Here is a 16124-nt window from a genome sequence, read left to right as displayed (position 1 = left end):
TTAATTCAGGAATAAAAAAAGCGATCGATTTTATTTAAATCCAATTTGATAAAGGTTTTGCTTCCTTCAGGGCTGTAATTGGGGTTTTGACAGGCAAATAATTGACCTGCAAGATTCTCCATTTCCTGGCTTTGCAGCTTATCACCTCTTTTAATGGAGGTTTTCTTTGCCAAAGACCGGGCAAGGTTTTCTTTTTTAGTTAATGAAAGTTCATTTTTAAAATGCTTGAACTGCTCCAACAATTCTTCAAACAGTACTTTTTCACTGGCAATATGTATATCAGCAGGCACACCATTGATAAGAATAGCATGTTGGCCAAACTCCGTCAATTGAAAACCAAGGTCATTGAGCTCCTCCTTTAGGTCCATGACCAAAGAGAAATCCGCAGGACTTAGTCTAATGTTTTGAGGAAAAAGACACTGCTGTGATGCTCCTTTCGATTGATCCAATTGACTTGCATACCGCTCATATAAAATTCGCTGGTGCGTTGCCTGTTGGTCAAAGATAAGCAATCCTGAAGATGTTTGAGTAACAATATATGCCTGTTCCACCTGAAAGGTATTCCCTGTGCCAATAGAAGGTTTGTTAATCTCACCAATGGGAGTCTCATCCCTACTATTTACTTTACTGGGAAAAGTTTTAAGCTCTTGCTGACCTATATTGTCCTTTTCAGGATCAAAATTTATAGCCCGCTCCTCATGGTCTTTATGAAACAATTGCTCCCAACCTTTGGCATCCTTATTGGCCATCCCTGGCCCTCTATAGGTCCTGTAATTGTTCTCCAGCCCTACCTCTTTTCTTTTTTCTGTATCCTGACTCCAATTGTCAGTGAAGTTGACATCCAAACTGAAATCTATGGTAGGAACCACATGATGAGCACCTAAAGCCTGCTTTACAGCAGCCCTTACTACACCATATATGGTTCGTTCATCATCGAATTTAATTTCCGTTTTTGTAGGATGCACATTTATATCGATATGTTTGGGATCAATCTCTAGAAAAAGCACATAAAACGGATGATGATCAGGTCCAATTAAGGATTCAAAAGCCGTACTAACAGCATGCCCAAGGTAATTGCTTTTTATGTATCGATTATTGACAAAGAAATACTGGTCTCCTCTTGATTTTTTTGCTTGTTCAGGCTTTCCAATATAACCATGAATATCAATATGAGGGGATTCTTCCTGACAAACGATCAGCTTATCTCTATATTGTTTGCCAAAAATCCCTACAATCCTTTTGCTTAATTTCCCCCCGGCTAATTTAAAAAGCTCCATGTCGTTTTGATAAAACGAAAATGACACTTTTGGATAAGCCAAAGCCACTCGCTGAAATTCTTCAACCAGGTGCTTGGTTTCTACCGCATTGGATTTAAGAAAATTTCTTCTTGCTGGGACATTGCAAAAGAGATTCTTTACCGAAACAGAGGTGCCTCTTTGGTATACAATAGGTTCTTGCTTTTTGACTGTAGAGCTCTCTATTTGAATTAGGGTTCCCAATTCATCCTCTTCTCGTTTGGTCTTTAGCTCCACCTGAGATACCGCTGCGATGGAAGCCATGGCTTCTCCCCTGAACCCATGCGTTCTGATATTGAACAAGTCGGCTGACTGTTTAATTTTAGATGTAGCATGTCTTTCAAAGCACATCCTGGCATCAGTAACGGACATTCCTAGCCCATCATCAATAACCTGAATCAGCGATTTACCCCCATCTTTGATCACTACCTGAATCGATTCAGCTTGCGCATCAATGGCATTTTCCAAAAGCTCCTTCAAAGCTGAGGCCGGTCTTTGTACTACCTCACCAGCCGCTATCTGGTTGGCTATAGCATCCGGCAACAGTTGAATCATATCATTCATCTTTCTTCCGTGGTTTTAGCTTAAACAAGCCAAATACAAGCGCTCCGGCGGCAGCTAAATAAAGAAAATAATAACCTACTACTGGCCCAAAATAGATGTAAGAACCGAAGCCTCCAGTTAATAATATAACTATAATCATTCGGACCAAGCCGGTTTTCTCCATGATCTTGGTCGGTTGCTTTTTAATTGGGCTACCGCTGGTAAATGCTCCTCGGATGGTAGATCCTTTTCCCGACATCCTTCTCTCAAGTAGCGCTTCCTCTTCGGGAGTAAGCACTCCCTTACTTTCCAGATCCTTTTTGATCATTTCCGTCCTGCTTGCTATCTCTTCCTTTACGGGATCGTAATGTCTAGGGTTGATGTTAAACCTACTTGGCCGATTTACTCTAAATATGGATGGAAAATTCATTTTGCCTGATTTTTAATTGCTTAACAATTTTTAGATTCAAAAAACAAGTCTTTTGGTTTCCCATTGGTGACAATATTCCCCAACAAAACCAACTGAACCCTCAACTGCCTTACTGTGTTTTGAATAAAATTTATTCTATTCATCACTTTTACATAGGTAGAAGTAGGGATTTTATGTAAGTTTGAATCAAACGCCGTGTGATTTACACAAAGTTATTCTTAAATTATTACCAATAAAATTTTAACACCCCCATGTGGCAAAAAGTTTACGCAATGTTTTTCTGTTGCCTTCTTTTGATAGGATTGGTGTCAGGTCACGATGTCTCTGAACCAAGGGATCCCTTGGTTAGCGAAAATTCAATTGCTCAAAGCAATTGGGTAGACAGCGTCTTCAACAGCCTTACCTTCGAAGAAAGACTTGGACAACTTTTTATGGTAGCCGCCTATTCAAACAAAGGACAGGTACATGTCAATAACATCTCAAAATTAATCGAAGAGGAGAACCTTGGAGGTCTAATTTTCTTTCAGGGAGGACCTGTAAGGCAAGCCAATCTAACCAACTATTACCAGGAGATCTCCAAAACCCCGCTCTTCATCGCAATGGATGCAGAATGGGGTATAGGCATGCGCCTTGATAGTGTGCTAAACTTCCCAAAACAAATGACCCTTGGGGCGGCCAAAAATGACGCCCTGGTCTATCAAATGGGGAAAGAAATTGCCAGGCAGTTTAAAGAAATTGGTATGCACATTAATTTTGCCCCAGTAGTAGATGTAAACTCCAACCCGGCCAACCCAGTGATAGGTTACCGCTCCTTTGGGGAAAGGAAAGAATTGGTCAGTAACAAATCTCTTGCATACATGCGCGGAATGCAGGACAATGGCATCTTGGCTAATGCCAAACATTTTCCCGGACACGGTGACACCAATTCAGATTCTCACTATACCACACCCGTCATCAACAACAGCAAGGCCAGAATAGTGGATGTGGACTTGTATCCCTACAGAGAGATGATTGATGAAGGATTGATGAGTATCATGGTTGCCCACCTGCATATTCCAAGCTTAGGAAGCGAAGCCAATCTCCCCACCACCCTGTCTCCAAAGGTAGTCACCCAGCTTCTCAAGGAAGAAATGAACTTCAAGGGACTAATTTTTACTGATGCCCTTAACATGAAAGGAGTCAGTAGTCTATACAAACCGGGTGAAGTGGAACTTATGGCTTTACTTGCAGGCAATGACGTTTTATTGTACGCAGAAGATGTACCCAAATCCAAAACACTTATTTTACAGGCTGTAGCAGATGGAAGAATCAGTCAGGAAGAAATCGACCAAAGGGTTAGAAAAATCCTGAATGCCAAATACTGGGCAGGCCTTCACAAGCAACAAAAAGTAGATACCCATAAGTTGGTTGAGCGAATTTCCAACTTTGGGACTAAAGCACTTATTGAACAATTGTACGCCTCCTCCTTAACTGTGGTGAACAATGAAAATGATTTGATACCTGTAAAGCACCTGGATCTTGAAAAAATGGCTTCCCTCACTTTAGGAAATAAAGGGGAAACATTCAAAAAATACCTAAGCAAATACGCCGAATTCAAACACTTTACATTAAGGGCCAATAGCAATCAGAACAACTTCCAGGCAATGGAAAAAAACCTGGAAGAATTCAGTACCATCGTAGTGGGAGTAATGGGCATGACCAATAATTCACGAAGGAATTTTGGATTAAATAATGATGAAATAGCTTTTATCAATCGATTGCAAAAAAACCATAATGTCATCACTGTTGTTTTTGGAAATGCATATTCCGCCAATAGGTTTAAAGACCTAGGCAATTTGGTTATGGCCTATGAAAGAAATGAATTCACTGAGCAATTAGCCCCGCAAGTTATTTTTGGAGGTAGGGAAGGCACGGGAAAACTCCCCATCAGCCTGCAAGCGTCCTGGGAAGAAGGTGGTCAAGGGGTAAAGACAAAAACCTTACATAGACTGGCTTATTCCACCCCTGAGGCCCAGGGAATGGACAGCAGAGAGTTGATGAAAATTGATAGATTAATGGAGAATGCCATTGCTCGCAAGGCTACACCAGGAGGGTCTATCCTTATTGCAAAAAATGGCTCGGTAGTGTTCGAAAAGACCTATGGTCATTACGACTATACCCACCAACAAGCTGTAACTGACAAAACACTTTACGACCTGGCTTCGCTTACAAAGGTAATGGCTACGACACAAGCGATCATGTTCTTGAACAGCAGAGAAATGATTAACTTGGATGACCAGCTAAAAATACACTTGCCTGAATTGGAAGGCACCAATAAGGGAGACATTACAATACGGAATATCCTGACCCATGAAGCGGGGCTTACACCCTATATCCCCCATTTCAGTAACACCTTAGAGGGAAGTAATTGGAAGCCCGAGTATTACAGTCATCAAAAAAGCGAGCAATACCCTCTGGAAATAGCAAATGGGATTTATGGCAATAAGTCCCTTCCAGATAGCGTATGGAAATGGACCGTGGCTTCAAACCTAAGGTATAGCGGTACCAAAAGCACAAAATACAACTACAGGTATTCAGATGTAGGCATGTACCTTTTACATAAGCTAATTGAAAAGTTGGTCAACCAACCTATGGATGAATTTTTGGAACAGCAATTTTATGCTCCATTAGGCATGTACCAATTTGGCTATCTTCCCTTAAAAAGGTTTAAGTCTGATCAGATAGCACCTACAGAATTAGACAACTTGTTCAGAAAAACCCTGGTTCAGGGCTATGTACATGACCCCGGAGCCGCACTTTATGGAGGAGTAGCGGGTCATGCCGGTCTATTTGGTAATGCCAATGATCTGGCTAAAATGATGCAGATGATGCTGCAAAATGGGAAATACGGATTGGAGGAACCTATAGATCAGGCCACCATAGAAAAATTTACCAGCAAGCAGTCCTTTCAGAGCAGAAGAGGCTTGGGATGGGACAAGCCCGATCCTAAAAAGGACAAAGGACCAACAGGTAATCTTGCCTCTCCAAGCACTTTTGGACACACAGGATTTACAGGAACTGCTGCTTGGGCAGATCCGGAACAACAGTTAATTTATATTTTTCTTTCCAATCGGGTTCACCCAAATGCAGGAAATAACCAACTTTTAAGAGACAATGTTCGTTCTGACATTCAGGACATCATCTATCAATCTATAGAAAATAGATTTCTTTTGGCAGATAAATGAACAAAACAGTACTTGTGTAGTGTTTAAGATACTTACAATAAAATCTCATCAAATAAATTTAAAATGAAAATTGGGATAGTATGTTACCCCACCTTTGGTGGTAGTGGTGTAGTTGCCACTGAATTGGGTAAAGCCCTTGCTGCAAAAGGTCATCAAATTCATTTTATAACCTACAGCCAACCTACACGGCTGGATTTTTTTAGTGAGAATTTATATTACCACGAAGTAGACATTAAAAGCTATCCTCTTTTTGAGCATGCCCCATATGAACTTGCATTAGCGAGTAAAATGGTGAATGTGGTCAAGTATGAAGATTTGGACCTTTTACATGTTCATTATGCCATACCGCATGCTTCTGCTGCCTATATGGCAAAACAGATATTAAAAAGGCAGGGTATAACCATCCCCGTGGTCACTACCCTTCATGGCACAGACATAACCCTGGTAGGTAAAGACCCCAGTTATGAGCCCGTGGTCACTTTTAGCATCAACGAATCTGATGGAGTTACGGCAGTTTCTGAAGACCTTAAAAAGGCCACGCATATGCATTTTGATGTGGACAACCACATTGAAGTCATCCCCAATTTCATTGACCTTTCTAGATTTAAGAGACAGAAAAAAGATCACTTTAAAAAAGCCATCTGCCCTAATGATGAAAAATTGATGGTTCATACGTCCAATTTCAGGAAAGTAAAACGTGTTCAGGATGTAATTAAAGTCTTTTACGAGGTGAGAAAATCCATTCCCTCAAAGCTATTACTTGTAGGTGATGGACCTGAAAGAGACAAGATGGAAAGGCTTTGTAGAGAATTAGGAACTTGTGAGGATGTTCGTTTTCTAGGAAAACTCGAGGCTGTTGAAGAAGTATTGTCAGTAGCAGATCTATTTCTAATGCCTTCCGAAAAAGAAAGCTTTGGTTTGGCAGCTTTGGAAGCCATGGCCTGTGAGGTCCCTCTTTTAACAAGTAATGTAGGCGGAATTCCCGAGTTAAATATCGAAGGCGAAACTGGCTTCTTATGTGAAGTAGGTGACATTGAAACAATGACAGCCAAAGCAAAATTTATCCTTGCTGACGAAAATTTATCAAATTTCAAGAAAAACGCATTGGCACGTGCAAAATTATTTGATGTTTCGGCTATCCTTCCACTTTATGAAGCTTTTTACCAAAAAACCATAGAAAAAATGCAAGTAGCTCTAAAATAATGATAAAAATCAGTTTTAATTAACTGCTAAAAATGAAACTACTTACCTCAATAGTAACGTTAGAATACAAATAGCATTAAATTGCCTTACTTTTCAATAAAGTAGGCATAATAATTGAATAAGATGTTGGATAAAACCACAACCATGAAATGAAAAAAATTGGAAGATTGGACCGGCCCGACAATAGCGGAACAGCCCAAATGTTCACCAACCCAGTTTTGGAACGCTTGAGCAGAACGCATATCAGTATACCAATCGCCTTATTTTTAGGGGTTGGCTTATACGCTTTCTATATTGGTATTTCAACAACCTCTATCTCATTTACATTAGCTTTAGCACTTTTTCTTGGGGGTTATTTCACTTTCACATTGGTGGAATACCTTCTCCATAGGTACCTTTACCATATGGTTCCGGATACTAAATTCAAAGACAAACTGCAGTACAACGTACATGGGGTTCATCATGACTACCCTAAAGACAAGGATAGATTAGCCATGCCGCCTTTTATTTCCGGACTCTATGCAGTAATTCTTTATTTCCTATTCAGCTTCCTGATGGGAGATTTTTCACTGTATTTTCTTCCAGGGTTTTTAGTAGGATACGCTTCTTATTTAGGTGTTCACTATATAGTGCATGCTTTTCAGCCACCTAAAAACTTCTTGAAAGTTCTATGGGTGAATCATGCCATTCACCATTACAAAGATCCAGATGTAGCCTTTGGTGTAAGTACACCTATTTGGGATTACGTATTCGGAACGGCCCCAAAAAAATAAAATGATCGGAAGAATACGTTAAAGGCTAATATCAGCCAGTTTGTATTCTTTTTGAAAAGTCCATTTAATCATAAGTAGCTATTAATTTCGTTGAACTCCATTCAACTATCTAGTGTTTCCACTTCCTTTATTTAGTTGAAATACTTTAGGTGAATGGAGTTTTAGGTTATAGGCAATTGGATCTACAATCTTTTATAAGGAACAATTCAAAATTAGCTAGCCCTATGCTATTTTAGCATCGCCTTCCCCAATCACCAAATACAGCAATTTTCTATTAATTAAATCAATTTCCTTCAAAATGAGACAGGTTTCACGAACCTTATTGCTGAATCCGGGTTAAAATACTTTTAAGAAGACATTTCACCAAAACGACAAACGGAGCTAATGACTATTAGTATAATTGGGCTTGGATGGCTAGGTCTCCCTTTGGCCAAGGCCTTTCAGGAATCAGGAGAAATCGTAAAAGGAACTACAAGAAGCCTTGATAAATTGCATTCATTGGCTGATCAAGGCATTGCCTGTGAACAACTGATTTTATCACCAGAATTAGTCGGTCCGCCCCCAGAGAAAATTTTCGATACAGACATCTTATTTATCAACATCCCTCCTTCTACCAGAAGAAAGCCTTCTGATTACCATCCACGTCAGATCGAAATTATCAAGTCCATGGCCATAAAGCATGGCATCAAACAAATCATTTACATTAGCGCAACCTCAATTTATCCCAGCCAGAATCAAATTGCAAAAGAGTCTGACCCTCTTGATGCGGGCAATACTGGAAACCTAGCACTATTCAATGCTGAAAAAATATTAAGAGAAGACAAAACCTATGATTTAACAATTGTTCGTTTTGGAGGTTTATTAGGGGATGACAGAATCCCAGGGAAATATTTTTCAGGAAAAGAAAATGTTGCAGGACAACATCCGGTGAACTACATTCACCGAAAAGATGCTGCAAGGGCAATTCTCTGGTTGGTTAAAAACAAGTTATGGAATGAAACGTACAATATTGTTTGTCCTGAACATCCAAACAAGCGGGAAATCTTTGAAAAGAATGCAGCTGACTTGGGCTTCCCTGCTCCTGCATCTTATTCAAAGAAGGAAACTCAGGCATGGAAGAAGATTTCGGTGGAAAAATGGAAGAACACCAATTTTCAATTTATATATGAAAACCCTCTTGATTTCACCTATACCGGTTAATTAAAGCAAATACTAGATTTTCAGAGACATAAAACGTGATAAAATCATTCCCGATAAAAAAAACATTACAAGAATTCTTATTAATTCCGGAAAACTAGCCAAAACAATCAGAAGCAACTTTTATAAAACCCACTGGATAAGAATTAAATTTTACCAAATAATAATAGGTAAACTTTTATATGGTATCATAAATTAAACACTCCTGATAATCAGAGATATTCGCTAATCCGCATAAGCGGTTTTTATTAAATAACATATTAACCTAATTTTGGAGCGCAATATATTAAATAACCCCATGGATAAATACTCTTATATTTCCAATGCCCATGTTGCTTACATAGATGAGCTATATGAGGATTATAAAAAAGACCCCGAAGCAATAGACAGCAGTTGGAAAGCTTTTTTTGATGGATTCGATTTCGCCATAAACAAATTTGGTGAAGAAGAAACCCGAGAGACTGCTTCAGGTAATCAAGCTCCTTTAAATGGCAACTTGGCCACAAAGGGCACTATTATGAACATGGAGCAATTACCAAAGGAAATAAAGGTAAGGGCAATGATCCATGCTTACAGATCCAGGGGTCACCTTAGGTCTAAAACCAATCCTGTAAGAGAAAGAAGAGATCGACGTGCTTTGTTGGACTTGAGTGATTTTGGTTTGGAAAAATCAGACTTAGATACCGTCTTTCAAGCAGGAAATGAGATTGGAATAGGCGATGCCAAACTTTCCAAAATAATTGATTCCCTCAAAATCATATATGAAGGCTCAATGGGCTTTGAGTACATGTACATAAGGGATCCTGAAATGCTGGATTGGTTTAGGATAATCGTAGAAAAAGAATCTCTGGAATTCAACCCTCCTTTAGAGGAGAAAAAGAGAATCCTATTCAAATTAAATGAAGCAGTAGTTTTTGAAAACTTCCTGCATACCAAATATATAGGTCAAAAAAGGTTTTCATTAGAAGGTGGCGAGAGCACCATTCCATTCCTTGATGCATTGATAAATAAAGCATCAGATTTAGGAGTGGAGGAAATGATGATAGGAATGGCCCACAGGGGACGTCTGAATGTTCTGGCCAATGTAATGGGCAAGACCTACGAACAGATTTTCTCTGAATTTGAAGGTACTGCTACGCCAGACTTAACCATGGGAGATGGTGATGTAAAATACCACATGGGCTTCTCTTCGGAAGTACCTACCACCAATGGTAAATTAATGATTTTAAAATTGGCTCCTAATCCTTCTCACTTAGAGGCTGTCAACCCAGTTGTAGAAGGATTTGTGAGGGCTAAAATAGACGACCATTATAAAGGAGATGAGGACAAGGTAATTCCAATTCTTATCCATGGGGATTCGGCTGTAGCAGGACAAGGTATCGTCTATGAAGTCACCCAGATGGCCAATCTGAAAGGCTATAACACAGGTGGAACCATCCATTTTGTAATTAACAATCAGGTAGGTTTTACTACAGATTTTGATGATGCAAGAAGCTCTATCTACAGCACAGATGTGGCCAAGATAATTGATGCACCTGTTATTCACGTCAATGGTGATGATCCTGAAGCGGTGGTATTTGCAGCGAAAATTGCTGTTGAATTCCGTCAAAAATTCAATCAGGACATATTTATTGACATGGTTTGCTATAGAAGACATGGACACAATGAGTCTGACGAGCCCAAATTTACCCAGCCGGAATTGTACAATATCATCTCGAAACATCCTAATCCAAGAGAGATTTACAATAAAACCCTATTGGACAGGGGCCAGGTAGATGCCAAGCTTGCCAAGCAAATGGACAAAGAATTCCGTCAATTGCTTCAAGACAGATTGGCTATGGTAAAGGTAAAACCACTTCCCTACACCATTTCACCATTTGAAAAGGCATGGAAAGCATTGGATTATTCCAAACCAGAAGATTTTGAAAAATCTCCGAATACATCCATAAGCAAGGAAGCCATTGAAAAAGTGGCAGAAGCATTGACCATTCTTCCTAAAGGATTTAAACCAATCAAACAAATAGAAGCACAGCTCAAGCAAAGGAAAGAGATGTTTTTCCAAAGCAAAACACTCAACTGGGCTGCGGCAGAACTTTTGGCATATGGTTCTTTATTGCTTGATGGCAAGACCGTCAGAATGACTGGTCAGGATTGTGAGCGAGGCACCTTTTCACATAGGCATGCTGTAGTTCATGATGCAAATACCAACAAACCTTATGACTCCTTAAAGGAATTAAAGGACAGTAAAGGTAAGTTCTATATCTATAACTCCTTATTGTCAGAGTATGCAGTACTGGGCTTTGAATATGGATATTCCATGGCCAACCCAAATGCGCTTAACATATGGGAAGCCCAATTTGGTGATTTCGCCAATGGTGCACAAACCATGATCGACCAATTCATCACTTCAGGTGAATCGAAATGGCAGAAAATGAATGGTTTGGTAATGCTTTTACCTCATGGATATGAAGGACAAGGACCAGAACATTCCAATGCAAGACCTGAAAGGTTTTTACAATTGGCTGCAGAATACAATATCATCGTTGCCAATATTACAGAACCTTCAAATTTCTTCCACCTTCTTCGCCGTCAACTGGCTTGGAATTTCAGGAAGCCATGCATAGTGATGTCTCCAAAATCATTGCTTCGTCATCCAAAAGTAATTTCACCATTAAGTGAATTTACCAGTGGTAATTTCAGAGAGATTTTATTGGACGAAACCACCACCCCTAAAAAAGTAAACAGGGTGGTACTTTGCTCAGGAAAAATCTACTATGAATTGATTGAAATGAGGGAGAAGGAGAAAATTGAAGATGTAGCCATTATTCGTGTGGAACAACTTCATCCGCTGCCAAAAAATCAAATTCTCGAAGCATTAAAGGCTTACAAAAAAGATGTAGAAACAGTTTGGCTTCAGGAAGAGCCGGAAAATATGGGATACTGGGCCTTCATTGTCAGAAATCTTTATAAAGATTTGGCCATGGATGTCATCGCTAGAAAGCCAAGTGCTTCGCCGGCAACAGGATACCATAAAGTGCATCTGATAGAACAAAAACAAATTTTGGAAAAAGCTTTGAAAATAAATCCTTAATTTCCCATTTCTATTATCATTTATATCTAAAATATTGAAATTCGACCCGGAAGCATTTTAATAACGGGAAAAAATCAAATAACCGATGAGTATAGTAATCAAAGTCCCTGCAGTAGGAGAATCCATCACCGAAGTAACCATAGGTCAATGGTTTAAAAAAGATGGTGAATTTGTAGAAATGGATGAAGTCATTTGCGAACTGGAATCCGACAAGGCTACTTTTGAGCTTACAGCAGAGGCATCAGGAGTGCTTTTCACCAAAGCTGAGGAAGGTGATACCCTTGAAATTGGAGCTGTAATTTGTGAAATTGACACAGAAGGAAAGGAAGCAGAAAGCCCCAAAACAACTGAGTCTACTGAAGCAGACAGTCAACCAAGCCAAGCAACTACACCTGCCAAAAGCACAGGAGAGGTAAAAGAAATGCACGTACCTGCAGTAGGAGAATCGATTACTGAGGTCACTTTGGCTTCTTGGATCAAATCCGATGGCGATTATGTGGAATTGGATGAAATAATAGCAGAAGTGGATTCTGACAAGGCTACCTTTGAACTGCCTGCTGAAGCATCAGGAATTCTAAGACAGGTGGCCGGTGAAGGTGATACTTTAGAGATCGGCGGCCTGATTTGTAAAATTGAGGTGACTAATGGAGCTCCGGAAGCAGGTAATGTAACTGCTGCAAATACGGCAGCAATTGATAGCGGTAATAAAAACACAAGCAGCAATGAGACTTATGCTACAGGCCATGCCTCACCTGCTGCAAGTAAAATCTTATCGGAAAAAGGAATAGACCCTGCCAGTGTAAAGGGTACTGGAAAAGACGGTAGAATCACTAAGGAAGATGCTGAAAAAGCAGAAAAAGCAAAACCAGCAGCTCCAGCAGCAGCTAAAAGTGCTTCTAAACCTGCCTCTGCAGATGTCAAAGACGCAGCGGTAAAAGGAGAACGTGGAGAAAGAAGAGAGAAAATGACCTCTCTAAGAAAAACCATTTCCAGAAGATTGGTCTCTGTGAAAAATGAAACGGCCATGCTGACCACCTTTAATGAGGTCAACATGAAACCAATCATGGACATCAGAAAACAATACAAAGACAAATTTAAAGAGAGGTATGAAGTTAACCTTGGCTTTATGTCTTTTTTCACTAAAGCAGCATGTGTTGCCCTTCAGGAATGGCCGGCAGTAAATGCTCAAATTGACGGAAACGAGATCATTTATCATGATTATTGTGACATTTCAATTGCTGTTTCTTCTCCAAAAGGATTGGTTGTACCTGTAATCAGAAATGCAGAAAACCTATCTTTCTCCGGTGTAGAAAAAGAAGTTGTTCGTCTGGCTGTTAAAGCGCGTGACGGTAAGTTATCCATTGATGAAATGACAGGTGGAACTTTCACCCTAACCAATGGTGGTATATTTGGTTCTATGATGTCTACTCCTATTATTAATGCTCCTCAAGCAGCAATCCTGGGAATGCACAATATCGTAGAAAGACCAATGGCCGTAAATGGAGAGGTCAAGATCCTTCCAATGATGTACCTTGCTTTGTCGTATGACCATAGAATCATTGATGGTAGAGAGTCTGTTAGCTTCTTAGTTCGAATGAAAGAGCTTCTTGAAGATCCTGCAAGATTAATGTTGGGAATTTAAAACTTATTTGAAATATTACCTGCCTATAAATCAAAGATCGGCATGGTTCTAAAAGATGATATATAATGTATGATTTAATCGTAATCGGATCTGGACCTGGAGGCTATGTAGCTGCAATTAGAGCTGCGCAACTGGGCATGAAAACCGCTATTATAGAAAAATACTCAACTCTTGGAGGTACTTGCCTGAATGTAGGATGTATCCCTTCAAAAGCACTTCTGGATTCTTCAGAACACTACCACAATGCTGCCCATACTTTTAAAAATCATGGTATAGACCTTAGTGCTTTGAAAGTCAATTTCAAGCAAATGGTTACCAGAAAGCGTGAAGTAGTAAGTCAAAACGTGGATGGTATTCAATACCTGATGAAGAAAAATAAAATCGATGTTCACCAGGGCATCGGTTCTTTCAAAGATAAAAACACCATTATCGTCACTAAAGAGGATGGCAAAACGGAAGAGTTAACGGCAAAAAACACCATTATTGCCACTGGTTCTAAACCTACTAGCCTTCCATTTATCTCTTTAGATAAAGAACGTATCATCACCTCTACTGAGGCACTTGAACTTAAAGAAATTCCAAAACACCTGGTCATCATAGGTGGTGGTGTTATTGGTCTTGAATTGGGGTCCGTTTACGCAAGATTAGGTGCTAAGGTATCCGTAGTTGAGTACATGGATGGCATTATCCCAACGATGGACAAAACTATGGGCAAGGAGCTTCAAAAGTCTCTAAAGAAACTTGGTTTTGAATTCTTTTTGAAACACAAAGTAACGGCAGTAGAAAGAAAGGGTAAAGAAGTTACCGTATCAGCAGAAAACAGTAAAAAAGAAACGATAACAATAAAAGGGGATTATGTCTTGGTATCCATAGGCAGAAAACCTTATACCGACGGCTTGAATGCTGCTGCTGCAGGTGTGAAAATCAATGAAAAAGGACAGGTAGAAGTTGACGAACACCTAAAAACTTCCGCTGACAATATCTACGCTATCGGAGATGTGGTGAAAGGAGCCATGTTGGCCCATAAAGCAGAAGAAGAAGGCGTATTTGTAGCTGAAACCTTAGCTGGACAAAAACCGCATGTCAATTACTTACTGATACCAGGTGTGGTTTACACTTGGCCAGAAGTAGCGAGCGTAGGTTATACTGAAGAGCAGCTCAAAGAAAAAGGCAAGAAATTCAAGACTGGAAAATTCCCTTTCATGGCTTCAGGCAGGGCAAGAGCCAGTGGAGATATAGATGGACTTGTGAAGGTTTTGGCTGATGCTGAAACAGATGAGATTCTTGGGGTACATATGATTGGCCCTAGAACAGCTGACATGATTGCTGAAGCAGTTGTAGCCATGGAATACCGTGCTTCTGCAGAAGACATTGCCAGGATGTCCCACGCCCACCCTACCTATACGGAGGCGTTTAAAGAAGCTTGTTTGGCCGCCACAGATAACAGAGCTTTACATATTTAATGTAAAATACCAATAAAAGCCAAAAAGGCCTTTGAGTAATTCAAAGGCCTTTTTTCATTGTTGAAAATCCAGTATACGGTGTCATTAATTGCCTTAGCAAGGGCAATCGAATAATTCGCCGATTGACTAATTATGGAACCAAAACCAATTGGTTCAAATGCATGTCTATAATTTCTACCTCCTTATCGGATAAATCCTGGTCACTGGATTTGGCATTTTGTATGGCTTGTTCCGCATTTCTTGCCCCAACCAAAGTTACTGAAACCCCAGGTTGCTCAAGTGTCCATAAAATGACCAGCTGCGCCAATGTTATCCCTTTTTCATCAGCAATAGGTTTGATTTTATCTAGAAATTCGTTGGTACGTTTGAGGTTTTCATCTTTATAAAATGCCCTCGTTGCCCTTTGATCACCTTCTCCAAATTTATAACCTGGTTTCATTTTTCCGGTTAACAATCCCCTTTCAAGTGGACTGTAAGCCAGAATTCCTTTCCCATTTTCAAGGCTATAGGGAACAATTTTTTCTTCAATATCGCGAAGTACCATACTGTAGGGAACCTGATTAGATGCCAGGTCTATGTATTTTTCTGCTTCCGTCATTTGCGCTTCATTGTAATTGCAAACCCCAGCATAACGAACTTTCCCCTGTTTAATCAACTCGCTTACCGCTTCCATCGTTTCTTCTATAGGAGTAGTAATGTCTGGCCAGTGAAGCTGGTAAAGGTCAATATAATCAGTCCCTAAGCGTTTCAAACTATCCTCACATTCCTTAATTATGCTTTCCTTTCCAGCATATTTGTAAATGTCGATGTCTTTTCCACTCCCATCTTTACTATTTAAAGCAAATGTGCCTTTGGCCAGATCCCAGCGCATGCCGAACTTGGTGAGAATTTGCACTTTATCTCTGGGAATGTATTTTATTGCATTGCCGACAATATTTTCACTGAGACCCTGCCCATAGACTGGCGCTGTATCAATCGAAGTTACCCCCAAATCATAAGAAGCTTGTATCGCTTCAACCGCAGTATTTTGCTCTGTACCTCCCCATAACCAACCACCTATGGCAAAAGATCCAAAGGTGACTGCTGAGAGGTTAAGATCGGTATTACCTAATTTTCTGTATTTCATAAAAATAAATAAATGTTAATAGTAATTTTCTGTCGCCCGAGAACAAATATAGGTTAAACCCGAAATATGCAATAGACAATCTATTACGTGCTGAAATCGCTACCCAAGAGTCATTTTTCCATAGTGCATTATGACCA

The 16124-nt window shown here is 39.8% G+C and carries 10 protein-coding genes; 7 read left to right on the top strand and 3 right to left on the bottom strand.

Annotated elements, in window-relative coordinates:
* Positions 1-5: 5 nt before the first annotated feature.
* Together mutL and CA2015_RS12085 are read right to left on the bottom strand one after the other, a co-directional pair.
* Positions 6-1859, bottom strand: a complete 1854-nt coding sequence (gene mutL / locus CA2015_RS12090; RefSeq protein WP_048642151.1) for a DNA mismatch repair endonuclease MutL — start codon at positions 1857-1859, stop codon at positions 6-8.
* Positions 1852-2268 (bottom strand): hypothetical protein, encoded by a 417-nt coding sequence (locus CA2015_RS12085; protein ID WP_048642150.1) that lies wholly within the window; start codon positions 2266-2268, stop codon positions 1852-1854. The genes mutL and CA2015_RS12085 overlap by 8 nt, the downstream gene beginning before the upstream one ends.
* A 251-nt stretch (positions 2269-2519) precedes the next feature.
* On the opposite strand from CA2015_RS12085, the gene CA2015_RS12080 reads away from it, so the two are divergent.
* The 7 genes from CA2015_RS12080 (at position 2520) to lpdA (ending at position 14861) form a co-directional block, all read left to right on the top strand.
* Complete coding sequence (locus CA2015_RS12080) at positions 2520-5492, top strand: glycoside hydrolase family 3 N-terminal domain-containing protein (RefSeq protein WP_048642149.1); 2973 nt, start codon at positions 2520-2522, stop codon at positions 5490-5492.
* Between the two features lie 63 nt (positions 5493-5555).
* Positions 5556-6695 (top strand): N-acetyl-alpha-D-glucosaminyl L-malate synthase BshA, encoded by a 1140-nt coding sequence (gene bshA, locus CA2015_RS12075; RefSeq protein WP_048642148.1) that lies wholly within the window; start codon positions 5556-5558, stop codon positions 6693-6695.
* 149 nt (positions 6696-6844) lie between these two features.
* Positions 6845-7468 (top strand): sterol desaturase family protein, encoded by a 624-nt coding sequence (locus tag CA2015_RS12070; RefSeq protein WP_048642147.1) that lies wholly within the window; start codon positions 6845-6847, stop codon positions 7466-7468.
* Positions 7469-7852: 384 nt separating this feature from the next.
* Complete coding sequence (locus tag CA2015_RS12065; protein WP_048642146.1) at positions 7853-8668, top strand: NAD(P)H-binding protein; 816 nt, start codon at positions 7853-7855, stop codon at positions 8666-8668.
* A 295-nt stretch (positions 8669-8963) separates the two neighbouring features.
* On the top strand, positions 8964-11756 hold the full coding sequence (locus CA2015_RS12060; protein WP_048642145.1) for a 2-oxoglutarate dehydrogenase E1 component: 2793 nt from the start codon (positions 8964-8966) through the stop codon (positions 11754-11756).
* Between the two features lie 85 nt (positions 11757-11841).
* The gene (gene odhB, locus CA2015_RS12055) at positions 11842-13398 is read left to right on the top strand and encodes a 2-oxoglutarate dehydrogenase complex dihydrolipoyllysine-residue succinyltransferase (RefSeq protein WP_048642144.1); all 1557 of its coding nucleotides are present in this window, start codon (positions 11842-11844) and stop codon (positions 13396-13398) included.
* Positions 13399-13463: 65 nt separating this feature from the next.
* Positions 13464-14861 (top strand): dihydrolipoyl dehydrogenase, encoded by a 1398-nt coding sequence (gene lpdA, locus CA2015_RS12050; RefSeq protein WP_048642143.1) that lies wholly within the window; start codon positions 13464-13466, stop codon positions 14859-14861.
* A gap of 130 nt (positions 14862-14991) precedes the next feature.
* On the opposite strand, the gene CA2015_RS12045 is transcribed toward lpdA, so the two are convergent.
* Complete coding sequence (locus CA2015_RS12045) at positions 14992-15987, bottom strand: aldo/keto reductase (RefSeq protein ID WP_048642142.1); 996 nt, start codon at positions 15985-15987, stop codon at positions 14992-14994.
* Between the last annotated feature and the right edge of the window lie 137 nt (positions 15988-16124).

The organism is Cyclobacterium amurskyense (assembly GCF_001050135.1).
GTDB lineage: Bacteria > Bacteroidota > Bacteroidia > Cytophagales > Cyclobacteriaceae > Cyclobacterium > Cyclobacterium amurskyense.
This window is presented reverse-complemented; position numbering and strand designations above follow the sequence as displayed.